A 24,522-nucleotide genomic window follows, 5' to 3' on the forward strand; every position below is an offset into this window, starting at 1 on the left:
CGAGGAGACCGACCATGACGGCGGGAATCGTGGACACGTCCATCACCGGCATGACCGGCCGGGTACGGAGACGGGTCGACGAGCTGCTCGGCGGTTTCCTCGACGCGCAGCGTCCACCGGTCGGCGATCCCGACGTCGCCGAGGGCTACCGGCTGCTGCGGGAGTTCGTCGTCGAGGGCGGCAAACGCATCCGGCCGCTGCTGTGCTACTGGGGCTGGCGGGGCGCCGGCGGCCAGGAGCCGCACGAGGATCGGGCCGTCGCCACCGGCGCGGCGCTGGAGCTCTACCATGCCGGCCTGCTGATCCACGACGACGTCATGGACGGCAGCGAGCTGCGCCGTGGGCGTCCGACCATCCACAGGGGGCTCGCCCGGGCCCCGCGATGGGCGGGCGCGGAGACCTTCGGCCGGTCCGCCGCCATCCTGCTCGGAGTGCTCGCGCAGGCATGGGCGGACGAACTTCTCGCGGACGCCGTCGGCGGCGACGGGCGCGGGCGGGCCGCGCGTGAACTGTTCAACCGCATGCGCACGGAGGTCGTCACCGGTCAGTACCTCGACATCCTGGCGCATACGCGCGCGGACGCGGACGTCGACCAGGCATTGACGGTGATCCGCTACAAGACCGCCCGCTACACCGTGGAGCGGCCGCTGCAGATCGGCGGCGCGCTCGCCGGGGCCCCGCCCGCCCTGCTGGAGGCGTACTCCCGGTTCGGTCTGCCGCTGGGGGAGGCGTTCCAGCTGCGCGACGACGTCCTCGGCGTCTTCGGCGATCCCGCCGTCACCGGCAAGCCGGTCCTCGACGACCTGCGTGAGGGAAAGCGGACCGTGCTCATGGCCTACGCGTACGCGCGGGCGCGGGGACCGGAACGGGACCTGCTGCGAACCTGGCACGGCGCCCCCGGTCTGGACGAGCGGCGGGCCGCCGAGCTCCGGCAGATCATCGTGGACACCGGCGCTCTCAGTGAGGTCGAGAACCTCATCGCGCTGCGGGCCGGGCAGGCGCTCGAGGCGCTGGGCGAGTGCGCGATCGCCCCGGAGGCGGCGCGGGCGCTCGCGGTGCTCACCGAGCGGCTCACCCGCCGCGTCCGGTGAGGCGCGCGATCGGTCCGCCCACCTCTTCCGCGCCGCCTCTTTCACGACCACCCGGCCGGAACCACTCCGGCCGGGTCCACGCCCGCCCGTATGCGCCCGCGGAGTACCCGGCGCGGCCCTGACCGCCCGGGCACGATCCCGACCGTCCGGGCGCGACCCCGACCCTTTTCTTCCCCTCCGCCGCTCGGCGACGAGCGTGACCAGTCACCGAAAAACCGGCCGCCGTGCCGATCACAGATGGGGTGATGTGCTGTGACCGAAAACACCATGCCGACCGACAACAGGCTCAGCCTCAGCACCAGGGCCGCGCGCAACCTGGCGACGACGACCAAGACGCCGCCGCAGATGCAGGAGATCACCTCCCGCCATCTGCTGCGCGTGCTGCCCTGGGTCGAGGCGGTGGGCGGCGCCTACCGGGTCAACCGGCGGCTGACCTACCAGATGGCCGACGGGCGGGTGACGTTCGTCTCGACCGGGGCCGACGTACGGGTCATCTCCGCCGAGTTGTGCGAGCTTCCCGCGCTGCGCGGCTTCGGCGACGCCGACGTGCTGGCCGCCATGGCGGACCTGTTCACGCAGCGGGAGTACGAGGCCGGCCAGGTCATCGCCCAGGCCGGCGCCCCGATGGACGAGGTCGTGCTGCTGGCCCACGGCAAGGTCGACAGGCTGGGCGAGGGCGCGTACGGCAACGAGACGCGGCTCGGGGTGCTCGCCGACGGCGAGTACGTCGGCGAGCAGATGCTGGTGAACGCTGACGCGCGATGGGAGTGGACGGTCAAGGCCGTGACGTCGTGCACCGTGCTCACCCTCGGCAGGGAGGAGTTCGAGCGGCTGCTCGCCCTGTCGGACAGCCTGCGTGAGCACGTGCAGGCCTACCACGAGAACCCGGACCGGCCGGTGAACCGGTACGGCGAGGCGGAGATCGCGTTGGCGGCGGGGCATGAGGGTGAGGCGACGCTGCCGGGGACGTTCGTGGACTACGAGCTGGGGCCGCGTGAGTACGAGCTGAGTGTGGCGCAGACGATTTTGCGGGTGCATTCGCGGGTGGCCGATCTGTACAACGAGCCGATGAACCAGACCGAGCAGCAGTTGCGGCTGACGATCGAGGCGTTGCGGGAGCGTCAGGAGCACGAGCTGGTCAACAACCGCGACTTCGGGCTGTTGCACAACGCCGACCTCAAGCAGCGCCTCCACACCCGGTCGGGCCCGCCCACCCCGGACGACCTCGACGAGCTGCTCGCCACTGTCTGGAAGAACCCGAGCGTCATGTTCGCCCACCCCAAGGCGATCGCGGCCTTCGCCCGTCAGTGCAACGCCCGGGGCATCTACCCCCAGACGGTGGAGTTCAACGGCCAGAAGGCCCCGGCCTGGCGCGGGGTGCCGATGCTGCCGTGCAACAAGATCCCGGTGAACGACAAGGGCATCAGCTCGATCATGGTGATGCGCCTGGGAGAGAAGGACCAGGGCGTCGTCGGCCTGCGCCGCACCGGACTGGTGGACGAGTACGAGCCCGGTCTGTCGGTGCGCTTCATGAGCATCGACGACAAGGCGATCATCTCCTACCTGGTCACCACCTACTACTCGGCGGCCGTCCTGGTCCCCGACGCCCTCGGCATCCTGGAGAGCGTCGAGGTCCTGTGATGTCCTCCTACCGGCTGCCGGACTTCTACCTCCCCTATCCGCCCCGGCTGAACCCGCATGTGGAGACCGCCCGGGCGCACACGCGGGGGTGGGCGGCGGACATGGGCATGCTCGACGACCCGGACATCTGGACCGAGGAGTCGCTCGAGGCCATGGACTACGGCCTGATGTGCGCCTACACCCATCCCGACTGCTCCGCCCCCGAGCTGGACCTGGTCACGGACTGGTACGTGTGGGTCTTCTTCTTCGACGACCACTTCCTGGAGACCTTCAAACGCGGCAGGGACCTGGACGGAGCCCAGGACTACCTGGACCGGCTCGACGCGTTCATGACGGACGACCCGCCCGAGCCGACGAACCCGGTCGAGCGGGGCCTGGCCGACCTGTGGCCCAGGACCGTGCCCGCCATGTCGGAGGCGTGGCGGCGCCGGTTCGTCCGGGTCACCCGCGACCTCCTGCAGGAGTCGATGTGGGAGCTGTTCCACATCGAGCGGGAGGCCGTCTCCAACCCGATCGAGTACATCGAGGAACGCAGGAAGGTCGGCGGCGCCCCGTGGTCGGCCGCGCTGGTGGAGCACGCGGCCGGCGCGGAGCTGCCGGCCAGGCTCGCCGAATCCCGGCCGATCCGGGTGCTGACGGAGTCGTTCGCCGACGCCGTGCACCTGCGCAACGACCTGTTCTCCTACCAGCGGGAGGTGCAGCAGGAGGGTGAGCTGTCCAACTGCGTCCTGGTCTGCGAGCGTTTCTTCGACTGCGGCACCGGGCGGGCCGTGGAGATCACCAATGACCTGCTCACCTCCCGGCTGCACCAGTTCGAGCACACCGCGCTGACCGAGCTGCCGGCGCTGTTCGCGGACGAAGGGGTCCTGCCGCCCGAACAGGCCCCGGTCCTGAGCTACGTCAAGGGACTGCAGGACTGGCAGGCGGGCGGGCACGCCTGGCACACCGCCTCCAGCCGCTACACCAAATCCGGCGATCTCCCCGGACCGCTGGGCATGAACGTCTCCCGCGCCCACCTCACGGGCGCGGGCGGCCTGCGCAACCACACCCATCGGCCCTTCTCGGAGGCGGCGGTGCGGCTGCCGCGGCCGTACATGCCGTTCGAGGTGCGCGACAACCCGCACCTGGACACGGCGCGAGCGGCGGACGTCGAGTGGTGTGCCGCCATGGGCTTCTTCGACGGGGTCCCCGGCCTCCCGGCGACCGCCGTGTGGAGCGAATCGCTACTCGTCGGCTTCGACCTCGCCCTGTGCGCGTCCGGCATCAACCCGGACGCCACGGCCGGCGAACTGATCCTGGCCACCAACTGGCTGGCCTGGGGGACGTACGGCGACGACTACTATCCCCGGGTCTACGGGGCGGCGCGCGACCTGGTCGGCGCGAAGCTCGGCAACCGGCGGCTCAAGGAGTTCATGCCGCTGGACCTCGTCCCGCGACTGACCCCGATGACAGGGCTGGAACGCGGGCTGGCCGACCTGTGGCCGCGCACCGCGGGGCCGCTGCCGGAGGAATCCCGCCGGGCCTTCCGCACCGCCGTCGAGGAGATGATCGACAGCTGGGTGTGGGAGCTGGCCAACCAGGCCCAGCACCGCGTGCCCGACCCGATCGACTACCTCGAGATGCGGCGCAGGACGTTCGGCTCGCAGATGACGATGAGCCTGGCCAGGCTGACGCCGGGCCGGGTCATCCCCGTGGAGATCCACCGCACCCGCGAGTTCCTCGGCATGACCGACGCCGCGCAGGACTACGCGTGTCTGCTGAACGACCTGTTCTCCTACCGGAAGGAGATCCAGTTCGAGGGGGAGCTGCACAACGCCGTCGTGGTGCTGGGCACCTTCCTCGACTGCGCGCCCGACGAGGCGGCGACCGTGGTGGACGGGCTCATGACCAGCAGGATGAGGCAGTTCGAGCACATCACCACCGTCGACCTGCCCGCCCTGCTCGATCGCATCGAGGCGGGGGAGGGCGTGCGGGAGTCGGTCGGGGGATACGTGTCCGACCTGCGCAACTGGATGGCGGCGATCCTGCGCTGGCACCAGCGGTCCCGGCGCTACTTCGAGGAGGAGCTGCGCAGGGGTCCGGCGGCCCGGTGGTCCCAGGGACCGACGGGCCTCGGCACGGCCACCGCACGCATCCTCTCCCTGGCGCCGCCGGCGGCCCACGGGTCGCCGGTGTCCACGGCGTCGTCCACGGCGTCGTCCGTGACGGCGCCCGCTCTGCCGCCGTTCGATGTGGCACCGTCTAGTGTGGCGCCGTCCGCTCTCGCGGCACCGGCTCATCCGCTTCCGGTGGGGGCGCCATGACCGCGTCGCGCGAGCTTCCGGGCGCGTCGCGCCTGACCCTGAGCACGGCCGCCGCGCGGAATCTGGCGACCACCACCAAGACGCCGCCGCAGATGCGGGAGATCACCCCGCGGCACCTGCTGCGGGTGCTCCCGTGGACGGAGGTCCAGGGCGGCGTCTACCGGGTCAACCGCCGGCTCACCTGCACGGTGGGGGACGGGCGGGTGAGCTTCGTCTCCACCGGGGCGAGAGTCCGGGTCATCCCGGCCGAGCTGTGCGAGTTGCCGTCCCTGCACGGCTACGGCGACCTGGACAGCCTCGGGGCGCTGGCGGACCGGTTCGTCCAGCACGACCTGCGCCCGGGCGAGCCGGTGCCGCCGGGCCAGGTGGTGCTCGTCGCCCACGGCAAGATCGCACGCGTCGGCGCCGGCGCGTACGGCGGCGAGGCCCTGCTCCAGGTCCTGGCCGACGGAGACCACCTGGGGGACTTGACCGGTCCGGGGGCGGCGCCCGCCAAGGCCATCACCTCCTGCATCGTCCTCGTCCTCGACCGGCCGGCGCTGGACAACCTGACCGCGCTCGCCGGCGGCCTGCGCGAGCATCTCGACCGTCCCCCCACGGTGCGGCCGGTGAACCGGTACGGCGAGGCGGAGATCGCGTTGGCGGCGGGGCATGAGGGTGAGGCGACGCTGCCGGGGACGTTCGTGGACTACGAGCTGGGGCCGCGTGAGTACGAGCTGAGTGTGGCGCAGACGATTTTGCGGGTGCATTCGCGGGTGGCCGATCTGTACAACGAGCCGATGAACCAGACCGAGCAGCAGTTGCGGCTGACGATCGAGGCGTTGCGGGAGCGTCAGGAGCACGAGCTGGTCAACAACCGCGACTTCGGGCTGTTGCACAACGCCGACCTCAAGCAGCGCCTCCACACCCGGTCGGGCCCGCCCACCCCCGACGACCTCGACGAGCTGCTCGCCCGCCGGCGCAGCTCGCACTACTTCCTCGCGCATCCCCGCGCCATCGCCGCCTTCGGGCGGCAGTGCACCAGACGCAAGCTGTATCCGGACGTCACCGAGGTGAACGGCGCGACGGTCATGGCGTGGCGGGGCGTGCCGATCCTGCCCTGCGACAAGATCCCGATCACGGGAGACGGTCTCAGCTCGATCCTGGTGATGCGTACCGGCGCCGAGAAACAGGGCGTCGTCGGCCTGCGCCGCACCGGGCTGGCGGACGAGTACGAGCCCGGCCTGTCGGTGCGCTTCATGAGCGTCGACGACAAGGCGATCATCTCCTACCTGGTCACCACCTACTACTCGGCGGCCGTCCTGGTCCCCGACGCCCTCGGCGTGTTGGAGAGCGTCGAGGTGAACTGAGGCCCGGCGCCGGCCGGGGGCTCGATGAAGCTCCCGGCCGGCGTTGCGGTCAGGTGAGCTCCAGACCGCCGTCGAGGGTGAGGACCTGGCCGGTGAGCCAGGTCGCGATGGGATCGGCGAGATGGAGAATCCAGTGCTGCGCCGGGACGACCTGGAGACCCGGTTCCCCGGTCTGCCGGCTCCCGTGCTGGCGGTCGCGGAGTGCGAAGGGGTGGGCCGGCAGGTCGGGCCGGCGACATCAGGCCACGCACCACAGGGCTGAGGGGGCGCAGGGCTGAGGAGCCGTGGACCCATCCCGCCGTTCGCCCCTCACTCGCGGTAAGGCGCGGCTAGGGTGACCGCTGGCCGGTCAGCATCTGGTTCGCGAGCGTCGCGGGGTGAGGGTGTTCGTACCGTTGGATCGTGTCCGCCGGGCGGAAGTGGATCGTGCCCGCCGGGCGGAGGTGGATCGCGCTCGCCGGGCGGAGGCGGCCTCCGCGGCGGCCTCCGCCCTGGGCAGCCTGGAACGCGGGATAGAGATCCTCCTGTGCCTGGCCGCGGGCATGAGGCCGATGAACCTCACTCAGGTGCACCGGTCCACCGGATTCTCCAAGACCACCACCCACCGCCTGCTGGGGACCCTGCAGCGGCGGGGCCTGGTCACCCGCACGGGCGGCGACTACACGGTCGGCGGGCGCCTCGCCGACCTCGTGGCGCCACGCGGCTGGGTGGTCCAGGGCCGCCGGCTCCCCGGCTCCCGCAGGGCGGTCCTGCCGCACCTGCTCCAGCTGTACGAGGCCACCCGGCAGACGGTCAACCTGGCCGTGGCGGACGGGTTCGAGGTCGCGTACGTCGAGCGGTTGTACGGGCACAACCGGGTCAGGTCGCCGTCGGACGGCGTGGACCGGGCGCCGCTGCACTGCACGGCCACCGGGAAGGTGCTGCTCGCCTACGACGCCGGTCTGCGCGCCGCGTTCCTCGCCTCCCCGGCCCTGCGGCGGATGACCGGCCGTACGGTGACCGCGCCGGCCGCGCTGGAACGCGAACTCGCCGCCATCCGCGTCGAGGGCGTCGCGTACGCGCGGGAGGAGTTCGCCGAGGGGGTGTGTTGCGCCGCCGCGCCGGTCTTCGGCCCGGACGGCGGGGCGTGCATGGCCGTCGCGGTCGCCGCGCCGGTGGGGGCCGCGGCGCTGCCGCGCCTGAGCGGGGCCGTGCGCAGGACCGCCCATCAGATCACCGGCGCCCTTCTCCTGTGACCCCCGTTCATCGGGTTGGGGCCGCCGGGGCCGGGGAAGGCTCGAACGAGTCGAGCGGCGGGGGCCTGGCCGCTCCGGCCGCCGGTGCCGTGAACCGGTGCAGCCGTCGTGGTCCCGGGGGAGAGTCATGCGTCGAGGACCGTACGCGTCCCGCTTGATCGGCCGGGCCGGTCTCGTCGCCGTACCGGTGACCGTGCTGCTCACGGCGTGCGGGGCCCCGGAGCCGCAGATGCGGCCGAGGACCGCGGCCACGGGCGGCCCGGTGTCCACCTCGATCCCCGCATCCACGGCCCCCGCATCCACGGCCCCCGCGTCGCCCTCGCCCAGCCCGTCGGTCGTCTCGGCCGCGGACCACCCGGAGGCGTGCCTTAACGGCGGCTGCGAGGTGGCGGTCCGACCGGGGGACCGGTTGCGGCTCGGCCGGAAGACCGGCCTCGACGCGATCACGATCGTCTCGCTCGACCGGGGCGAGCTGCGGCTGCGCTTCGAAGCGGGCGGGGGCGCCTTCCACGTCGAGGGCATGAACACCGGCGTCAGCCAGGACTGCGTCAACGGCCGCTGCCGGACGGTGGGCGAGCTGGCACTGGCCCTGGGACGGCCCGGCAGGATCGGCGACATCCGCCTGCGGCTCGCGAGCGTGGCCTCCGACCACGCGGTCCTGGTTCTGTCGCCGGTGTGAGCATGCTCCCACCGGGCTCGATGTCCGCAGTCGTCCGCGCCATCACCGTTCTACACGAGATCGAGACGTTCCTGCCCCTGGCCGAAGAACTCCACTTCACGCGCACCGCCGAACGTCTCCTCATCTCGCCGGGCCGGGTCAGTCAGACGATCAAGAAGCTGGAACGCCGCTTCGGTGGCGCGTTGTTCGGACGCAGCAACCGCCACGTGGCCCTCACCCCGGTCGGACGACAGCTCTACGCCGAACTGCTCCCCGCGTATCAGCAGGTGCGACGCGCCATCGCCAACGCTTCGGCGGCGTTTCAGGGCCTCAGCGGTGTGCTGCGCGTCGGTTTCTCCTCCCCGTGGTGCGGCGACCTCGTCATGCGGGCGGCCGAGGAGGTCCAGGCCCGCCATCCCCAGTGCACCGTCGAGATTCACCGAGTGACGTTCGCCGCCGCCTTCGAGGCGTTGCGGAGGAACGAAATCGACGTCGTGGTCAAAGAGCTTCCCACCGACGGGCCCGACATCATCGCCGGGCCCGTCCTCTTCACCGAAAGGCGCGCCCTCGTGGTGCCCGCCTCCCACCGGCTCGCGGCTCGGGAAACGGTCTCGCTGGAGGATCTCGCCCTCCTGCCACTGATCACGCCCGCCGACGCCTCCCAGGTCTTCCTCGATGCCCACTATCCACGCCGGACACCCGGTGGCCGATCCGTCCCCCAAGGCCCGGCCGCCTTCGGCTGGGAGGAGATGCTGTCGCTGATCGGGGCAGGCGAAGGGGGGCACTCCGGTCGGTGTGAGGGTGGTCGATTACCATGCCCGGCCGGACGTCACGTATGTCCCGATCGACGACGCAGCGCCCGTCGGCTATGCGCCGATGTGGCTGAAGGGCAGTGAGCCCGCCAAGCTCCAGGCCTTCGTGGACATCCTTCTCGAGTTCGCGCCACTCGTGGAGATGGACCCCGGCTGGGAGGTCCGCATAACGGGAACGATCCTCGGCCATGGCGGCGGTCACGGAGGGTGGCCCGCGGCGGGGCTCACGTCTCGGTGTCCCGGTGCCCGCCCCGCGGCAGGGTCAGCGTCGACCCCGCCGTCAGGACGAGCCCGGCCGCCGCGAGCAGCATGCTCCACCGCATTCCGGACAGGAACGTGTCCGCCCCCGCCAGCAGCGCCCCGGAGACCGCCACCGCGATCGCTCCGCCGACCTGGCGGGCGGTGTTGAGCACGGCGGAGGCGGTGCCCGCCCGGTCCGCGGGCACCGCGTCGAGGAGCATCGCCGTCAGCGCCGGCATCGCCTGCTCACCGCCTCCTGACACGCTGGCAGTTGACGCTCGGGCCCGACAACGCCCGATATCTCAAGGCACGTTTAGCGCGGCTAACAGTCTGCGCCCGGGATAGTGGGAAGTGGCCCGTCTCGGCAGCCGGGCGTGGAGGGCGCTTCCGGCGCGGCAGCGGTCAGCCTTCTACGTCGCCATGCTTCCGCAGTTCATGCCCGAAGGCGTGCCGCACGCGGTCATGGGCGTCCTGCTGGCGGGCGTCCACGTGTGCGAGGGGCTGGTGTGGAGCGCCCTGCTCATCGGGTTCACCGGCATGATGCGCGGCTGGCTGCGCAGGCCGCCGGTCGAACGCGTCCTCGACCGGCTCACCGGTCTCGTCGTCATCGGCTTCGGCCTGCGCCTGGCCGTGCAGCGATCATGAGGCATGGAACGCGCCGATGCCGCAGATCCGGGGGACGGCGGCCATCGGGACGTCATCGGTGAGCGCGCGGACCAGCAGGGCCTCGACCCCGCGCAGCATGGCCTCCGCGGTGTCCCTGGGCAGGTAGGCGGTGTCGACGATGAGGCTGAGCTTCCCGGTGTCGGGGGCCGAGACGACCGTGAAGAACGCCTTGAACCGGACGCCGGGCCAGGCGTTCGTGACGTACGTCCGAGTCTTCTCGGTGAGGCGGGCCACCTCCTCGTCGGTGCCGACGGGAGGAAGGCCCGGCCAGGTGCCGACGGTCCGCCTGTCGTTGAAGAACGCGTCGAGGTCCGGCTCCCGGCCGCGGCGACGGCCGATCTCCTCCCGCATGGCCTGCATCTCGAACGGGTCGTAGTGCGCGTTGCGGTACGCCCGCAGCGCCCCGCGGTGCGCCGCCCGGCAGGCGGCCGCGAAGTCCGTGGCGGGCAGGTCGAGCACGAACAGGCCGTCCTGTTCCACGGTGCCGACCATCGCGCGGGCGCGCGCGTCGCGGCGGTTGCTGTGCACGAGCTGCATGACCGCGCGCGGGCGGCCGCTCACCGTGGCCAGCACGGTGGCGCACGCGGCGAGCAGCACGCTGGTCGTGCTCATCGTCCAGCGCTCCGCCAAGCGTTGCGCCGCGGCGGCGAGCGCCGTCGACTCCATGCCGACCTCGATGAACCGCGGGTCGTCCGCCTCGCGCGGCGGATGGTCGAACACGTCGAGCGGCCCGTCCGCCAGCACCGAGTGCCAGAACCGGACGGACTTGGCCGAGCGGGCGGGGTAGGGCTCCTCGCGCTCCGCGGCCGCCTGGTCCATCGGCTGCCAATCGACGGGCGGCAGTTTCTCACCGCGCAGCAGGACCTTCCACTCCTCCGAGAGTGTGTTCAGTGCCTGGAAGTCCACCGCCAGGTGGGAGAAGGCGATCGCCAGTGCCATCGGGCGGCCGCCCTTGACGACGAGGGCGCAGCGCAGCGGCAGGTCCCGTTCGTGGGCGAAGGCCGTCCGGCCCAGCTCGCCCGCGACCCGCTCGGCGACCCGCAGCGCCCGGTCCTGCCCCGCCTCCACCACGTCCACGGTCAGCTCGCCACCCCGTGCGACCCGCTGCACCGGCCCCTCCGGGGTGAGGGCGAAGGTCGTACGCAGGCTCTCGTGGCGTTCGAGCAGCACGCGCAGCGCGTCCATGACGCTGCCGAGGTCACGTCTGCCGTACACCGGGAGCACCCACGGACAGCTCAGGAACGTCTGGCTGTCGCCCATCAGGTGAACCGCCCGCCAGATCAGCCGCTGCCCCCAGGTCAGGGGCGCCTCACCGTCCCGCGTGCCGCTGAACGCCACCGTCACCATGCGCGCGTCGTCCCTCGAACGGGCGTGGCCCGGGCCACCAGGGCGGACACCCTGGTGGCACGGGCCACCAAGGCGGACAGCGTGCCGACGTCCTCGAAGGAGGCCGGCTCGTCGCTCAGGTCCATCTCGACGCCGAAGGCGTCCTCGATCGCGTCGATGAGCCGGATCCGCGCGAGCGAGGTGAGGCCGAGCGCCGACAGCGAGTGACCGGCGGCGAGCACCTCCTCGACGGTGATCTCGTCGTCCGACACCTCTGAGATCAACTGCGCCAGCCGGCGCGTGTACTCCTCGGCCGTCACGCCGCACCCTCCTCCCGTACGAGCCCGCCCTGGCGCAGCCGGACACTGCGAGGCCGCATGTCCGTCCAGACCGCCTCGATGTGGTCCAGGCACTCCTGCCGCGTGCCGGTGGATCCGGCCGCCCGCCAGCCGTCCGGGGGACGCCGGTCGGCCGGCCACAGCGAGTACTGTTCCTCGCCGTTGACGACCACCTGCTGAGGTGTCTCGATCACGTCATCGCCTCCGTCGTCGTGCTGGGGGTGGTTCTGCGCAGGGCCTGGAGGCCGATCGGGTCGTCGGCCTCCGGCGTCTTCCGGTGGAAGCGGGCCGAGGAGCTCGATCTCGCCGTCGGGACGGTGGCGGGCCAGGTCGCCCGTGCGGTGCAGCCGGGACCCCGGCGGGCCGTACGGGTCGGGGACGAAGCGCTCGGCCGTGCGGTCCGGCCTGCCCCGGTAACCGCGCGCCACTCCGGCTCCGCCGACGCACAGCTCGCCCGCGGCGCCCACCGGCACCGGCCGCATCGCCGCGTCGAGCAGGTAGACCTTCGTGTTCGGGAGGGGACGGCCGATCGTGACCGTGTCGTCCGCATCGCTCACGTCGCCCAAGGTGCTCAAGACGGTCGTCTCGGCCGGGCCGTACACGCTGACGACGCGGTCGAAGCGGGCGCGCAGCTCGGCCGCGAGCATGGGCGGGAGGGCCTCGCCTCCCGTCAGAGCGGTCGCCCCGGTGATGCCGCCCGGCAACAGCAGCCGCCATACCGACGGGGTGGCCCGCACGTGCGTGACCCCCTGCTCGGCGGCGAGCCGGGCCAGCGTCTCGGGCCGTCGTACGGCGCCGTGCGGGGCGACGACGACCCGGCCGCCCGTGACCAGGGGCAGGCAGAGCTCCAGGGCACCGATGCCGGACGCCGGCGAGGTCAAGGCGAGCCAGGTGTCGCCGGGACCGGCGCCGAGCCGGTCGCGCATGCCGAGCAGCAGGGTGGCCAGGGTGCGGTGCTCGACCTCGACCCCCTCGAGACGGCCGGTGGGCCCCGAGCTGTAGACCACGTACGCGACCTCGCCCGGAGCGGGCGGCTCCACCGGTTCGGACGGCATGGGCTCGGGATCGGGGGTGTCCACCAGCAGCACCGGCCCCGGCAGGCCCTCGGGCGGGGCGGTCTCCGTCAGCAGCAGCCGGGGTGCGGCGTCGGCCACGATGACGGCGAGCCGCTCCTCCGGGTGGTCCGGGTCGAGCGGCAGGCAGGCGGCCCCGGCCCGATGCACGGCGAGCAGGGCGGCGAGCAGCGTGTCCGATCCGCGCAGACGGACGGCGACCAGGTCACCACGCCGGACGCCGGCCCCGCGCAGCCGGCCCGCGAGCCGCCCGGCCGCCGCGTCCAGCTCCGCGAAGGTGAGCGAGCGGCCCTCGAACGTCACGGCGACGGTGTCCGGGCGCTGCCGTACCTGCTCGGCGAAAAGGCCGGGCAGCGTCGCCTCCGCGGGGTACGCGGCCGCGGTGTCGTTCCACTCGACGAGCACGCGCCGCCGCTCGGCCGGGGGCATGACGTCGAGGTCGGCGAGGCGTACGCCGGGCTCGGCGGCGGCGTGCCGCAGCAGGGTGCGCAGGCCGTCGGCGAACCGGGCGGCGCCGTCCCGGTCGATCGCCGCAGGGTCGAACCTGACGCACATCGCCGGCCCTGCCGGGCCCTCGACCAGTTGTAGGTGCAGCGCGTTGCGCACGCCGCCGCCGAACATCATCCGGTCGACGGTGAGCCGCAGGCCGGGGACGACCGGGTCGTCCTCCCGCCTGCGGTAGCTGATCGACACCGGAGTCGCGGGCGGCAGGCCCCGTGCCTGGGTGAAGGGCACCTCCCGGAACCGGTACAGCTCGCGCAGCTCGGCCCGGACGGCCCGTACGAACTCGCGGAACGGAAGTTCGGGCGCCGGTCGGGACGCCACGGGGAGTTCGTTGACGAACGGGCCGATGTGGTCGCGGGTTCCCGGTCCGCGCGTCGTCACGCCGATCGCCACCGCGGGGGTCCGCACGCCGTACCGGAACAGCAGCGCGTGCACGGCGGCGAGCAGCGCCTCGAACGTGGTCGTCCCGGCCGCCCGCGCCACCCTGGCGGCATCCCAGCCCAGCCCGTGGTCGACGCCGGCGTCGATCTGTTCACCCGGGCCGTACCGCCGGTTGGTGCGCCGCGCGCCGGGCAGGACCTGCTTGCCGAGATCCGTCCGCCGCTCCGCCCAGAACTCCCGGGCGGCGGGCAGAGCGGCGATGATCCGCTCGTGCTCGGCGCGCGCCGCCTCCGCGAACGACAGCGGCCGCACCGGTTCCCGGGGCCCGCCTCCGGTCCGCCCGGCGTAGAAGCGGGCGAGGTCGCGTACGAGGATGTCCTTGGAGACGCCGTCGAAGACCAGGTGGTGGGCGACGAACAGCAGCAGGTGCCGCCCCGGCCCCGCGGGGGCGACGGTGAACCTGGCCAGCGGCCCTCTGTCCAGGTCGAAGGCGCGGGCGGTCTCGTCCCGGATCAGCCGGTCGAGGCCGGCGGAGGAGTAACCGGAGGAGCGGCCGACGGGGTGGCCGGGGGAGTGGCCGGGCGGATCGGCGAGGGTCACGGACGGCTCCGCCGCCGGGACCAGCCGGAGACGGTCGCCGCTCTCCCGCACGGTGGTGGACAGCACCGGATGCCGGACGATCACGTCGCCGCACGCGGCGAGCAGGGCGTTCACGTCGAGGTCGCCGTCGAGCCACAGCGCGAGCGGCAGGTGGTACGCCGGACCGGCGCCCATGCGCTCGCCGATCCACAGGCCCTGCTGGGCGAACGAGGCCGGGACGTCTTCCTGGCGGTGCGTCATGTCCGTTTTTCCTGGTTCATCGGCGTTTCCGCGCCCGGGTGCCCGAGCAGGTCGGGCAGGGTGATCCGGCCTCCTGTCCCTCCGCGTCACCGAAAAGTTTCGATGCGATGCCCGCCCCGTGATCGGCATAAAAATGCCAGTTCGTCCGGTTTTGGGTCACTCCGGAAATCCCATGCAACGGAAGAATAGGGAACAGGGGCAGGAAGGCAACAGTGAAAAATGAAAGTCCCCTTCCGAAAACTATCGGAAGGGGGTCTCGTGAGGCCCCGGCCACCCGGGCCGGCTGGGGTTCTCCGGCTGAGGTCTCAGGCCGGAGAGCGCCTCACCTCTTGTCCGGGACGACGATCGTGATCGTGTTGCGGACCGGGTCGATGCGGTTGGCGGGCGGTGCGCCGTCCGTCTCGTCGTCGCGGAGCATCGACTCGCTCTGGCGCTGCTCCAGCTGCACCCGCTTGCTGGCCAGGAACGCCGCCGTGAACTCGTCGAATCCGACGGCCGAGATCGACCGGCCGGAGTCGCGGACCTTGGCCGCCCACCTCCACAGACGTTCGAGCAGGGCGAAGAGGATCAGTGCGCACGCGACCATCTCCATGATCAGAGCGTACCTTCCGGTTCTTGCCGGTGTCCTCGCTATCGCGGTGCCGGTCCGGCCGGAGGACGGCGGTCACGCCGGCAGGCAAGATCGTCTGTCTGTCCTGCCTCGTACGATGAGGGCCATGACCAGGCACGGTTTCACGCTCACGGCGCAGGGCCCGTTCGACTTCGCCGCCACGTTGCGCTTCGTGGAGGACTGGCCGGCGACCAGCGCGCTGCCCTCCGACGGGCGGGCGCTGCGCTTCGCCTACTGCGCGGAGTCCGACTGGCTGCCGATCGGCGTGACCGTGACGGCCGCCCCGGACGGGGTCGCCGTGGCCACGACACGGGCCGCCGGGCCGGGGATCCGCGACGAGGTGGCGCGCATCCTCTCGCTCGACGTGGACGGCTCCGGATTCGCGAAGGCCGGCGAGGCCGACCCGGTGCTCGGCGACCTGCAGCGCAAAAGCCCCGGCCTGCGGCCGCTGTGCTTCTGGAGCCCCTGGGAGGCGGCCTGCTGGGCGGTCATCGTGCAACGCTCGTCGATGCTCGCCGCCGCCCGGATCAAGCAGCGCATCGCCGAGAGGTACGGCGCGGAGGTCGTCGTGGACGGGGAGACGTACGCCGCCTTCCCTCCGCCGATGACGCTGCTGGATGCCGGCGGCCTCGGCGTGCCCGCGCAGAAGGAGGAGTGGCTGCGCGGGCTGGCCCGCTCGGCGCTCGACGGCGTGCTCACCACCGAGCACCTGCGCGCGCTCGACCCCCGGGAGGCGCTGGCCGAGTTACGTGCCCTGCCCGGCGTGGGGCCGTTCTCCGCGGGCCTGATCCTGATCCGTGGCGCGGGCGCGCCGGACGCGTTCCCCGGTGACGAGCCCCGCCTGTTCTCGATTCTGCGCGCGGCGTACGGCCTGCCGGAGGACGCCCCGCCCGCCGCGTACCGGAAGGTCGCCGAGGCGTGGCGGCCCTACCGTTCCTGGGCCTCCTTCCTGTTCCGCGCGGCCGGCTACGGCGCCATCGACGAACAGCGGCCGCCGAGCCGACCGGTGCGAGGCCGCTGAACGCGCGCCTACGCGGGCCGGCGGGGAGCCGCCGGTGGCGGTGCCGTCGGTCACCACTGTTTTCGGGGCCGGTCGTTTGGTGCGGTGTCTGAGAAGACGATGAAAGGGCTGTATCCGCGTCTCATCGGATTCTCATGCGGGCTGAACATCGCATGAGACTTCGTCGGATTGAAAGACCTGCCCTGCTGGGGCGATCCGAGTCCGAACGGCCGCTCTGAGCTGGCACCATGTGAATCGCATAAGCGGTTCGCCGTGGCTGTTCGAATATCCAAGGATCGTCTCGGCCGCGAGAAATGCCGCTACGTTCTCCGGTGACGGCGAAATCCGGTGCGGACATTCTCTCTGTTCATCGAAACCGCGCCGGTGGTTATCCCGAGGAGGAAACAATGCGTGCAAAAGTGGCCGCCGGACTGCTGACCGCCACCGTCGGCGCCTGCGTGCTCGTCCCGACGGCGTCGGCGTTCGCGGCGCCCGGCGCGCCGGGCGCTCCGCGACCCGCGCCCACCACGATCCCGAAGCAGGACACCACGCAGGCCTCGAAGCAGGCCTCGAAGCAGGCCCCCACGCGGGCTCCGAAGCGCGACGACGGCGAGAAGGGCTCCCGGTCCGCGGCCACTTCGCTGACCATCACCGCCCTCACGGGTGAGACGGCGAATCGGTCCCGGCGCGCGCGGGCCGCCAAGCAGTTGACGCTCTCGGGTTCGCTGACCTCCGGCCGCTCGGGCCTGGCCGCCCAGACCGTCGCCGTCTACTTCCGCAAGGCCGGATCCGCCCGCTACACGTACGTCGCCTCGGCACGTACGGGGTCACGCGGGCAGTACAGCGTGAAGGTGGACAAGTGGGGCGCGGGCACCTGGAAGGCCGCGTTCGCCGGCACGTCCGGCAAGCGGCAGAGCTCGGCCACGGTGAACGTGGCCTGACGTCCACGGCATGACCGGGCGCGTTCCAGGAAGCGGGAACGCGCCCACGTCCGGAACGACGGGCGTCGTCGCCGGTCCCCGGCCTTGACCCTGACGCGACAGGAGGCTCGACGATCAGGGCATGAGCGAGTACATCAGCCCCGTTCCCACGCCCGCGCTCGACGCGGCCGCACCCGACGTCTACCGCGACTACTACGGCATGCCGATGTTCGTCACCATTCCCACCCACGACCTCGCGGCGTCGGAGGATTTCTGGACCCGCGGGCTCGGCTTCGTCGACCTGTTCTCCATACCGGACCGACTGATCCACCTGCGACGCTGGGCCTTCCAGGATGTCCTGCTCGTACCGGCGGAACGCGTGGGCGAGGTCCCGGCGATGAGCGTCAGCTTCGCCTGCGTCCTCGGCCAGCTCGACCAGATCGCCGCACGCTGCGAAGAACTCGTGCCGGGATGCACCAGCGGCCCGAGGGAGATGCCGTGGAACTCCATCGAGCTGACGGTCGTCACGCCGGAGAACGCCCGGGTCGTGATGACGGCCGCTCAGCCGCTCGATCCGCACAGTGCCCGAGCGGACGAGCTGCGGGCGGTTGGCATCGAGATCCCAGGCGACTGATCACTCCGTACGGTCGCCGGGCCTTGGGCGGGGTCGGCGATACTGGACCGGTGACAACCGGCGCCCGCGAAGGGGAACCGGCCGCCGGCGGGCCGGCCGGGGCCGGCGAACTCACCGTCGGCCGGGCGGCCGCGCTCGTCGGGGTCAGCGTGAAGACCCTCCACCACTGGGACGCGATCGGTCTCGTCCGGCCGAGCGGGCGCACCTGGGCGGGATATCGGGTGTACTCGGGCGACGACGTCGCACGGATCCACCGCGTCCTCGTCTACCGGGAGCTCGGGTTCCCGCTCGCCGAGATCGGCCGGATCCTCGACGAGCCGGGCGCCGGCACCCGCGACCACCTGCGCCGGCAGCGTGCGCTGCTCGTCGAGCGCATCTCCCGCCTGCGGAAGATGGTCGGCGCGGTCGACCGCATGCTGGGAGCGTCGAGCACCGGCATGCGGCTGACCCCGGAGGAGCAGGTCGAGATCTTCGGTGACGACTGGCAGCCCGCCTGGACCGACGAGGCCGAGGACCGCTGGGGCGACAGCGCCCAGTGGACCCAGTACGTCGAGCGGGCCGGTGTGATGACACCGGAGGACTGGAAGAAGGTCGCGGCCGAGACCGACGCACTGAACGCCGACTTCGCGGCCGCGAAGCACGCCGGCGTCACGCCCGGATCGGCCGGCGCGAACGCCCTCGCGGAGCGGCATCGCGCGTTGATGTCGACCTATTTCGACTGCTCGCATTCGATGCACGCCTGCATCGGGCGGATGTTCGCCGCCGACTCCCGGTTCGCGGGCCACTACGACGCGATCACGCCGGGCCTGGCCCTCTGGCTGCGCGATGTGATCTGCGCGAACGCCGCGGCCCACGGCATCGACCCGGAATCCGCGACCTGGCGCTAGCCACGGGCGTCATCTGTGGGTCCCCTCGTTCCTGTCACAGCTCGCCGCGCTGTCCTGTCAGAGGGGGTGACCACCGGCGGCGGCAAACAGTGCGGGAGGAGTGCCTGACAGGTGAAAGCCGAGATCCCCTGATGCGGGCGTTCCTCCACACGGTGGCGGTGTCGGCCGGCTGCTTCCTGGCCCTCGCACCAGCCCTGCTGCCCCCCGCGCGTTCCGCCAGGAGGTGGCCGCACATCGTGGTTGCTCTGCGGCGAAGTCGCGCTACGGCCTTGAGCTGCGCCGATGAGGCTCCCGCTGAATGTCCGCCCGGCGCGGTGTCCGGGGGTGTTGTCACGTATCGGGGCGCTGTCTTGTCTGAGCTGGTGCACGACCGGGTGGAGCCGGTCACCGTTTCGTGAAGGACACCGATGAGCACCGATCACGCTCACGCGCACCACCTCGAGAACCCCGACAAGAGCGGGCCGGCCCCGAAGATCGACGTCGTCGGCACCGTGCCCGGAGCGCCTCCTGCGCCCGAGGGGGCCGAGGCGATGACGATCCTGGTCACGCTGCCGCCGAACAGCCCCGGCGCGCCGCCCCACCGGCACTCCGGGCCCGCGTTCGGGTTCGTGATCAAGGGGGCCGTCGACTTCGAGCTCGAAGGCGAGCCCGCGCGGGTCGTCCGGGCCGGTGAGACGTTCTGGGAGCCGGGTGGGGACGTGATCCACTACCAGGACGGCAACCACCTCGCCGACGAGGAGTCGGCGTTCGTGGTGACGATGTTCTGCGCGCCCGGGCAGCCGATGCTGACCGTGGTCAGCCCGGAGGAGCTGGAAGAGCGGCGGGATCGTCGGGCGCCGCGGTCATGACCAAGGTCGCGCTGACCGCGCTCGTCCGTGACCTGCTCACACGCGCCCGTACGACGGACAACGGTCGCAGCGCCACCACCGTCCACGGCGGGCACGACCGTTCGCTGCGGCAGACCGTGATGGCGTTGCGGCAGGGCGAGCACATCCACGAACACGAGCATCCCGGCGAGGTCACGGTGCACGTGCTGCACGGACGGGTGCGGCTTGTCGCCGGGCCCGACTCGTGGGACGGGCTGCCCGGCGATCTGCTCGTCATGCCCCAACGCCGCCATCGCGTGGAGGCCGTACAGGACTGCGCGTTCCTGTTCACCACCGCGCGTTGAAGCGCGGAAAGGCGGGAACGGTTCCGGTTCCCGCCTTTCCGCGGTGCCCGAGGTCATCACACGCGCACTGCCGATGTCTCAAGATACGATTTCGCCGCCGAGGACGGCATGCATCGGTAGATTCCCGCGAAGGTGACGCCGTGACCGAAACCGCGCCACTGCGGGGACGTCATCACGGGCTGGCGGAGCTGGACGCGCCGGTGGATCGTGCCCGTGCCGGTCACAGCCGCGCGCTGGTCGTCGCCGGAGAGGCCGGCGTCGGCAAGACCTCGCTCCCGCCCGCACGCCGAGGCGCGCGGTTGTTCACGCGCCCGCACCGCCGGATACCACCTGCGCAAGGTCGTCGCGAAGCTCGGCATCAGGGGGCGCCGAGCTGAGGACCGCGCTCGCCGAGATCTGACCGCGCTGAACGCTCACGAGCGCGACTCCGGAGGCACGTATTCGAACGTGGGGCCGGCCGTGGTGCCGTCCGCGTCGGGCACCGGCAGCAGGGCGTCGGCCTGGGCCTTGAGCGCGTACATCGTGCCGACGGCGGCCCCGAGCAGTTTCGGTTCGCCGTTGAAGGCGAGCTCCAGCTGGTTCAACAGCGTGCAGTAGATGCGGTTGAACTCGTCCTGCGCGGTACGGACAGGGCTGCCAGGGACGTGATCGGACAGCCGCGGGTTGGGCCGCATCGGGTGCACGGCGGCGAAGTCCACCGAGATCGGCTCGCCTGTCGGCCCCGACTGCGGGGTGTCACCGCGCCGGTAGCGCCGGCCGAGCTGGAGCTCCCGGAAGCGGTAATAGTGGGCGACCTCGTCCCTGTCGGGATGGAACACGTCCTGGTCGCCGTCCCAGACCTCGCCCCGGGCCGTGCCCTCGCCCTGCTCGACGATCTCGTCCAGCGCCCCCACCGCCGACTCCAGGTCCTCCACCGCGAACAGCGACCCCGCGGTGTGCCGGAAGTGGGCGCCGTTCACCTGGCGGGCGGGATCGCCGCAGAAGACCTCCCGCTCGCCGAGCCGCTCGCACAGGTGACGAAGTCCCTGCCCGATCGCGTCGTAGAACTGCCCGATCGTCTCGTAGCCGTCGCCTTCCGCGGGTGCGCCGGGCGGGGCCGGCCGTTCCAGGCGCAGGAACATCTCCAGGGCCTCCGGGCCGAACGGGAGCAGCGACAGCTCCAGGTCGCTGTGGGGCAGCCGCCGCGGGTACGGCGGCAGCATTTCCGGCATGTCGAGGCGCGGCCGCCCGCCGACGGCGTTGAGCAGGTTCGCGGCCAGTGCCAGGTGCAGCATCTCCTCGGCGAAGACGCTGCCCACCACCTCCACGGCCTCCGGGTTGCTCTCGGCCTTCAGGGAGTACAGCGCGCACAGGTACGGCGGCAAGGTGGCGTGTTCCAGCTCCACCGCCCACTGCAGGTGCTCACGCAAACTGTCGAGAGAGTCGATCGGTGCAGGTCCGGGGACAGCGAGGGTTCCCCGTGGTTCCAAGTCGTTCGTCACAGTCCTACCTCACGTGTTCGTGCGTCCGTGTTAAGACCGGACAGCCGTCGGACCTGTGACAGCCGCCGGGAATTCCTCCGCGATCCGCGGGCTGCGCGTCCCGCGCGGTCAGGCGATGAGGATCGCGGGCAGGGGAGCGCCACACCCGCGCGGCGCGGGTGCCGCGGAGCGGGTTGAGCATCATGAAGTCGTGCAGCGTGCCGTTGTAACGGACGCTGGTGGTGGGAACGCCCGCCTCGGTGAGCTTGCGGGCGTAGGCCTCGCCCTCGTCGCGCAGCACGTCGTTCTCGTCGATGACCACGAATGCGGGCGGCAGGCCGGCCAGGTCGTCGAGGGTGGCGCGCAGCGGGGAGGCGGTGATTTCGGCGCGCCGGGCGGGATCGGTGGTGTAGGCGTCCCAGAACCAGGCCGTCGCCTTGGCCGTCAGGTAGGGGCCCTCCTGTTGACGGGCGGTGCGACATTTCGTACGTTCCGCTTAGGCCGTCCAGGGGAGGGGTTGCGGTGACCACCGAACCGGATGCCAACGGGACCGCTCCTACCAGTGGGCCTGCGAGTGGGCCGGATGCCTGGCCGGATATCGTGCCGGGTCCCCTCGCCACGCCGTCGCCGGAGTTCGCCCGCAGACGTGAGTCGGGGCCGCTGGAGCCGGCGACCATGCCCAGTGGCGACCGTGTCCTGATGGCCGTCCGCTACGAGGACGTCCGCGCCCTGCTGGCCTCGCCCGCGTCCAGCCGCAATCTGCGCCTTCCCGGGTTGCCGCGGTTCGTGAGCGGCGTCGGCATCGACGACGACCCGGACGCGCTGATCAATCAGGATCCGCCGGAGCACACGCGCTACCGCCGGATCATGCAGGGCACCTTCACCCCCCGCCGGATCGAACCGTGGCGTCCCCGGATCGCGAGGATCGCCGAGGAGCTCCTCGACGGCCTGGGCGACCGCTTCGACCTCGTACGGGGGTACGCGCTGCCGCTACCGGGCCGCGTCATCTGCGAGATGCTCGGCGTGCCGACGGACCACTACGAGCAGTTCGTCCGGTGGACGGACATGTTCCTGACCACCTCCACGGCCACCGAGCAGGCGCGTTACGAGGGCTACACCGACTTCATGGCCTATGCCGCCGAACTCGTCGCCCGGCATCGCCGCTCGCCCGGCGGGGACCTCATCGACCTGCTCATCGAGGCCAGGGACGCCGGCGACCGGTTGTCGGAGGGCGAGCTCGTCAACACCGTCTTCTCTTTGATCACGGCCGGTTACGAGACGACGGCCTCGATGATCGCCCGTGGGGTGTTCCGGTTGCTCCTCCACCCGGGCCAGTGGGACGAGCTGGTCGCGGATCCGGCCCTGACGGCCACCGCCGCCGAGGAGGTCCTGCGCTTCGACGGGCCGCCCGCCAATGCCTTCATGCGCCGGATCACCGAGGACACCGACCTGCCCGGCGGCTCGCTGAGCGCGGGGACGGTCGTCATGCCGAACCTGAACGCGGCCAACCACGACCCGCGGGCCTTTCCCGAGCCCGGCCGGTTCGACATCCACCGTTTCACCGGCCATCCCCCCAACCCCCATGTGGCGTTCGGTTACGGCCCGCACCGCTGCCTGGCCGCCAGTCTCGGCAGGGTCGAGCTCACCGAGGCGATCAGAGCCCTGGTCACCCGCCGGCCCGCCCTCCGCCTGACCACCTCGCCCGAGTCGGTGACCTGGACCGACGGCCTGGTCCTGCGGCCGGTCGCCCTGCACGTCACCTCGGCGGCGGCGACCGCCTGACCAGGGACGCCGCAGTCACGGGACGCGGCAGTCACGGACGCGGCAGTCGCCGCACCCGTGCGGCCTCCCGGGTGAGGTGGTCGCGCTCCGGCACGCTGGTGGCGGCGCGGGCGGCCTCGGCGTAAAGCTCGGCGGCGTGCTCGAGGTCACCGGCGCGTTCACGCAGATACGCCGTGACCGCGGCGTAGCGGGGCAGGGCGGGATCCACGCCGGCCAGCGCCGCCAGCCCGGCCCGCGGTCCGTCGGCCTCGCCGACCGCCACCGCGCGGTTGAGGCGCACCACCGGGTTGCCGGTGAGGAGCAGCAGTTCGTCGTACCACTCCACGATCTGCACCCAGTCGGTCTCGGAGGCGCTCCCGGCGTCCGCGTGCAGGGCGGCGATCGCGGCCTGCGCCTGGTATTCGCCCAGCCGGTCGCGGGCCAGCGCGGCCTGCAGGATCGCCACTCCCTCGGTGATCAGGCCGGTGTCCCAGCGAGACCGGTCCTGCTCGGCGAGCGGCACCAGACGGCCTCCCGGGCCGGTACGCGACGCGCGGCGCGCATGGTGCAGCAGCATGAGCGCGAGCAGCCCAGCGACCTCGGGCTCGCCGGTCAACGCGACGAGCTGGCGGGTGAGGCGGATCGCCTCGGCCGCCAGGTCGACGTTTCCGCCGTACCCCTCGTTGAAGACGAGGTAGAGCACGCGCAGCACCGTCCCGAGATCGCCGGGTTGGTCGAGCGGCAGCCCGGAGATCCGCCGCTTGGCCCGGCTGATCCGCTGCGCCATGGTCGCCTCGGGGACGAGGTACGCCGTCGCGATCTGCCGCGTGGTCAGGCCGCCGACCGCGCGCAGTGTCAGCGCGACGGCCGAGCTCTGCGGCAGGGCGGGGTGCGCGCACAGGAAGTAGAGCCGCAGGGTGTCGTCCGCGGCGGGCGCCGGACCGGCGGGGGGCTCGGCCTCCACGGCGAGCTCCCGCCCCCGCCGCGACGCCTCGGCACGGGCGGCGTCGAGGAACCTGCGCCACGCGACCGCGACGAGCCACGCCTTCGGGTCGCGCGGCGGGTCGTCCGGCCAGGTGTCCAACGCCCGGAGCAGGGCCTCCTGCACGGCGTCCTCGGCCGACGCGAAGTCGGCTCCGCGCCGGGCGAGGACACCGATGACCGCGGGCACGAGCTCCCGCAGCAGCGACTCGTTCACTCGGTGACCGTGGGCGGCTCGGTGAGGAACGGCCGGACCTCGAGCCACTCGTGGATCGGCTCGCCGCCGGGCCCGGGAGCCGAGGACAGCTCCCCGGCCAGCTCGAGCGCGCGATCCCACGAGTCCACGTCGATGATCATCCAGCCCGCGATGAGGTCCTTGGTCTCGGCGAACGGACCGTCGGTCACCGGAGGGCGGCCCTCGCCGTCATACCGCACGAACGTGCCCTCGGGCGCGAGCGCCTGTTCGCCGACGAACTCACCCGTCTCCTCCAGACGGGCCGCGAAGTCGCGCATGAACTGGATGTGCGCGTCGACCTCCTCCGGCGTCCACTGGTCCAACGACCCGTAGTCGACGACGGGGGCCGGGCCGCCTCGGTAGTGCTTCAGCAGCAGGTACTTCATGCTGGTTCTCCCTTTCGTCG

24 protein-coding genes and 1 pseudogene are annotated in these 24,522 nt (G+C 72.0%); 16 read left to right on the top strand and 9 right to left on the bottom strand.

Features of this window, described 5'->3' with window-relative positions; translation table 11 throughout:
- Positions 1–14 precede the first annotated feature (14 nt).
- The 8 genes from AB0O28_RS16010 (at position 15) to AB0O28_RS16045 (ending at position 9,173) form a co-directional block, all read left to right on the top strand.
- Positions 15–1,091, top strand: coding sequence for a polyprenyl synthetase family protein (locus AB0O28_RS16010; RefSeq protein WP_363640641.1), 1,077 nt, complete (start codon positions 15–17; stop codon positions 1,089–1,091).
- A 252-nt stretch (positions 1,092–1,343) separates the two neighbouring features.
- Positions 1,344–2,732, top strand: a complete 1,389-nt coding sequence (locus tag AB0O28_RS16015; RefSeq protein WP_363640643.1) for a family 2B encapsulin nanocompartment shell protein — start codon at positions 1,344–1,346, stop codon at positions 2,730–2,732.
- A complete protein-coding gene (locus AB0O28_RS16020) occupies positions 2,732–5,035 on the top strand; it encodes a germacradienol/geosmin synthase (protein WP_363640645.1) in 2,304 nt (767 codons plus the stop codon). The genes AB0O28_RS16015 and AB0O28_RS16020 overlap by 1 nt, the downstream gene beginning before the upstream one ends.
- Positions 5,032–6,384 carry a family 2B encapsulin nanocompartment shell protein gene (locus AB0O28_RS16025; protein ID WP_363640647.1) on the top strand — a complete coding sequence of 451 codons (1,353 nt, stop codon included), beginning with the start codon at positions 5,032–5,034 and terminating at the stop codon, positions 6,382–6,384. The genes AB0O28_RS16020 and AB0O28_RS16025 overlap by 4 nt, the downstream gene beginning before the upstream one ends.
- 121 nt (positions 6,385–6,505) lie before the next feature.
- Positions 6,506–6,646, top strand: a complete 141-nt coding sequence (locus tag AB0O28_RS16030) for a hypothetical protein (protein ID WP_363640649.1) — start codon at positions 6,506–6,508, stop codon at positions 6,644–6,646.
- Between the two features lie 181 nt (positions 6,647–6,827).
- Positions 6,828–7,619, top strand: a complete 792-nt coding sequence (locus AB0O28_RS16035; RefSeq protein WP_363640651.1) for an IclR family transcriptional regulator — start codon at positions 6,828–6,830, stop codon at positions 7,617–7,619.
- A gap of 127 nt (positions 7,620–7,746) precedes the next feature.
- On the top strand, positions 7,747–8,298 hold the full coding sequence (locus AB0O28_RS16040; RefSeq protein WP_363640653.1) for a hypothetical protein: 552 nt from the start codon (positions 7,747–7,749) through the stop codon (positions 8,296–8,298).
- Positions 8,299–8,318: 20 nt separating this feature from the next.
- Positions 8,319–9,173, top strand: a complete 855-nt coding sequence (locus tag AB0O28_RS16045) for a LysR family transcriptional regulator (RefSeq protein ID WP_363640655.1) — start codon at positions 8,319–8,321, stop codon at positions 9,171–9,173.
- A 140-nt stretch (positions 9,174–9,313) separates the two neighbouring features.
- Here the strand turns inward: AB0O28_RS16045 and AB0O28_RS16050 are convergent, their stop codons facing one another.
- Positions 9,314–9,592: a hypothetical protein gene (locus tag AB0O28_RS16050; RefSeq protein WP_363640657.1), complete on the bottom strand. Its 279-nt coding sequence runs from the start codon at positions 9,590–9,592 to the stop codon at positions 9,314–9,316.
- Between the two features lie 88 nt (positions 9,593–9,680).
- Between AB0O28_RS16050 and AB0O28_RS16055 the strand changes: the two genes are divergently transcribed.
- A complete protein-coding gene (locus AB0O28_RS16055) occupies positions 9,681–9,974 on the top strand; it encodes a LysE family transporter (RefSeq protein ID WP_363640659.1) in 294 nt (97 codons plus the stop codon).
- On the opposite strand, the gene AB0O28_RS16060 is transcribed toward AB0O28_RS16055, so the two are convergent.
- From AB0O28_RS16060 to AB0O28_RS16075, 4 genes are all read right to left on the bottom strand, one after another.
- Entirely contained in the window at positions 9,969–11,342 is a 1,374-nt protein-coding gene (locus AB0O28_RS16060) for a condensation domain-containing protein (RefSeq protein ID WP_363640661.1), read from the bottom strand. The two genes, AB0O28_RS16055 and AB0O28_RS16060, sit on opposite strands and share 6 nt — an antisense overlap.
- Positions 11,336–11,641 carry an acyl carrier protein gene (locus tag AB0O28_RS16065; RefSeq protein ID WP_363640663.1) on the bottom strand — a complete coding sequence of 102 codons (306 nt, stop codon included), beginning with the start codon at positions 11,639–11,641 and terminating at the stop codon, positions 11,336–11,338. Before AB0O28_RS16065 ends, AB0O28_RS16060 begins: the two co-directional genes overlap by 7 nt.
- On the bottom strand, positions 11,638–14,457 hold the full coding sequence (locus AB0O28_RS16070; protein WP_363640665.1) for an AMP-binding protein: 2,820 nt from the start codon (positions 14,455–14,457) through the stop codon (positions 11,638–11,640). The genes AB0O28_RS16065 and AB0O28_RS16070 overlap by 4 nt, the downstream gene beginning before the upstream one ends.
- A gap of 322 nt (positions 14,458–14,779) precedes the next feature.
- Positions 14,780–15,049 carry a DUF6191 domain-containing protein gene (locus AB0O28_RS16075; RefSeq protein WP_363640667.1) on the bottom strand — a complete coding sequence of 90 codons (270 nt, stop codon included), beginning with the start codon at positions 15,047–15,049 and terminating at the stop codon, positions 14,780–14,782.
- A 124-nt stretch (positions 15,050–15,173) separates the two neighbouring features.
- On the opposite strand from AB0O28_RS16075, the gene AB0O28_RS16080 reads away from it, so the two are divergent.
- The 6 genes from AB0O28_RS16080 to AB0O28_RS16105 all read left to right on the top strand — a co-directional run bounded on the left by AB0O28_RS16080 (position 15,174) and on the right by AB0O28_RS16105 (position 19,679).
- Positions 15,174–16,088 carry a hypothetical protein gene (locus tag AB0O28_RS16080; protein WP_363640669.1) on the top strand — a complete coding sequence of 305 codons (915 nt, stop codon included), beginning with the start codon at positions 15,174–15,176 and terminating at the stop codon, positions 16,086–16,088.
- Between the two features lie 386 nt (positions 16,089–16,474).
- Positions 16,475–17,008, top strand: coding sequence for a hypothetical protein (locus AB0O28_RS16085; RefSeq protein WP_363640671.1), 534 nt, complete (start codon positions 16,475–16,477; stop codon positions 17,006–17,008).
- A 121-nt stretch (positions 17,009–17,129) separates the two neighbouring features.
- The gene (locus AB0O28_RS16090) at positions 17,130–17,621 is read left to right on the top strand and encodes a VOC family protein (protein WP_363640673.1); all 492 of its coding nucleotides are present in this window, start codon (positions 17,130–17,132) and stop codon (positions 17,619–17,621) included.
- A gap of 50 nt (positions 17,622–17,671) precedes the next feature.
- Positions 17,672–18,508 (top strand): MerR family transcriptional regulator, encoded by an 837-nt coding sequence (locus tag AB0O28_RS16095; protein WP_363640675.1) that lies wholly within the window; start codon positions 17,672–17,674, stop codon positions 18,506–18,508.
- A 407-nt stretch (positions 18,509–18,915) separates the two neighbouring features.
- A complete protein-coding gene (locus tag AB0O28_RS16100; protein ID WP_363640677.1) occupies positions 18,916–19,356 on the top strand; it encodes a cupin domain-containing protein in 441 nt (146 codons plus the stop codon).
- Entirely contained in the window at positions 19,353–19,679 is a 327-nt protein-coding gene (locus AB0O28_RS16105; protein WP_363640679.1) for a LuxR family transcriptional regulator, read from the top strand. The genes AB0O28_RS16100 and AB0O28_RS16105 overlap by 4 nt, the downstream gene beginning before the upstream one ends.
- 413 nt (positions 19,680–20,092) lie before the next feature.
- Here AB0O28_RS16105 and AB0O28_RS16110 read toward each other — a convergent pair whose 3' ends face one another.
- Positions 20,093–21,088 carry a ferritin-like protein gene (locus tag AB0O28_RS16110; protein ID WP_363640681.1) on the bottom strand — a complete coding sequence of 332 codons (996 nt, stop codon included), beginning with the start codon at positions 21,086–21,088 and terminating at the stop codon, positions 20,093–20,095.
- A gap of 76 nt (positions 21,089–21,164) precedes the next feature.
- Positions 21,165–21,599 (bottom strand): annotated as a pseudogene (locus tag AB0O28_RS16115) (alpha/beta hydrolase fold domain-containing protein); the annotation flags it as partial.
- A 140-nt stretch (positions 21,600–21,739) separates the two neighbouring features.
- Here AB0O28_RS16115 and AB0O28_RS16120 point away from each other — a divergent pair.
- A complete protein-coding gene (locus AB0O28_RS16120; protein ID WP_363640683.1) occupies positions 21,740–22,921 on the top strand; it encodes a cytochrome P450 in 1,182 nt (393 codons plus the stop codon).
- A gap of 31 nt (positions 22,922–22,952) precedes the next feature.
- On the opposite strand, the gene AB0O28_RS16125 is transcribed toward AB0O28_RS16120, so the two are convergent.
- Positions 22,953–24,098, bottom strand: a complete 1,146-nt coding sequence (locus AB0O28_RS16125) for a DUF6596 domain-containing protein (protein ID WP_363640685.1) — start codon at positions 24,096–24,098, stop codon at positions 22,953–22,955.
- Entirely contained in the window at positions 24,095–24,502 is a 408-nt protein-coding gene (locus tag AB0O28_RS16130) for a YciI family protein (RefSeq protein ID WP_363640687.1), read from the bottom strand. The genes AB0O28_RS16125 and AB0O28_RS16130 overlap by 4 nt, the downstream gene beginning before the upstream one ends.
- Between the last annotated feature and the right edge of the window lie 20 nt (positions 24,503–24,522).

This window comes from Microbispora sp. NPDC088329 (assembly GCF_040685655.1).
Lineage (GTDB): Bacteria > Actinomycetota > Actinomycetes > Streptosporangiales > Streptosporangiaceae > Microbispora.

Excerpts from the sequence above, each read along its gene's own strand:
- AB0O28_RS16010 (WP_363640641.1), top strand. The coding sequence starts at position 15 with ATGACGGCGGGAATCGTGGACACGTCCATCACCGGCATGACCGGCCGG.
- AB0O28_RS16020 (WP_363640645.1), top strand. The coding sequence starts at position 2,732 with ATGTCCTCCTACCGGCTGCCGGACTTCTACCTCCCCTATCCGCCCCGG.
- AB0O28_RS16025 (WP_363640647.1), top strand. The coding sequence starts at position 5,032 with ATGACCGCGTCGCGCGAGCTTCCGGGCGCGTCGCGCCTGACCCTGAGC.
- AB0O28_RS16030 (WP_363640649.1), top strand. The coding sequence starts at position 6,506 with ATGGAGAATCCAGTGCTGCGCCGGGACGACCTGGAGACCCGGTTCCCC.
- AB0O28_RS16040 (WP_363640653.1), top strand. The coding sequence starts at position 7,747 with ATGCGTCGAGGACCGTACGCGTCCCGCTTGATCGGCCGGGCCGGTCTC.
- AB0O28_RS16045 (WP_363640655.1), top strand. The coding sequence starts at position 8,319 with ATGTCCGCAGTCGTCCGCGCCATCACCGTTCTACACGAGATCGAGACG.
- AB0O28_RS16060 (WP_363640661.1), bottom strand. The coding sequence starts at position 11,342 with ATGGTGACGGTGGCGTTCAGCGGCACGCGGGACGGTGAGGCGCCCCTG.
- AB0O28_RS16070 (WP_363640665.1), bottom strand. The coding sequence starts at position 14,457 with ATGACGCACCGCCAGGAAGACGTCCCGGCCTCGTTCGCCCAGCAGGGC.
- AB0O28_RS16075 (WP_363640667.1), bottom strand. The coding sequence starts at position 15,049 with ATGGAGATGGTCGCGTGCGCACTGATCCTCTTCGCCCTGCTCGAACGT.
- AB0O28_RS16080 (WP_363640669.1), top strand. The coding sequence starts at position 15,174 with ATGACCAGGCACGGTTTCACGCTCACGGCGCAGGGCCCGTTCGACTTC.
- AB0O28_RS16085 (WP_363640671.1), top strand. The coding sequence starts at position 16,475 with ATGCGTGCAAAAGTGGCCGCCGGACTGCTGACCGCCACCGTCGGCGCC.
- AB0O28_RS16090 (WP_363640673.1), top strand. The coding sequence starts at position 17,130 with ATGAGCGAGTACATCAGCCCCGTTCCCACGCCCGCGCTCGACGCGGCC.
- AB0O28_RS16100 (WP_363640677.1), top strand. The coding sequence starts at position 18,916 with ATGAGCACCGATCACGCTCACGCGCACCACCTCGAGAACCCCGACAAG.
- AB0O28_RS16105 (WP_363640679.1), top strand. The coding sequence starts at position 19,353 with ATGACCAAGGTCGCGCTGACCGCGCTCGTCCGTGACCTGCTCACACGC.
- AB0O28_RS16130 (WP_363640687.1), bottom strand. The coding sequence starts at position 24,502 with ATGAAGTACCTGCTGCTGAAGCACTACCGAGGCGGCCCGGCCCCCGTC.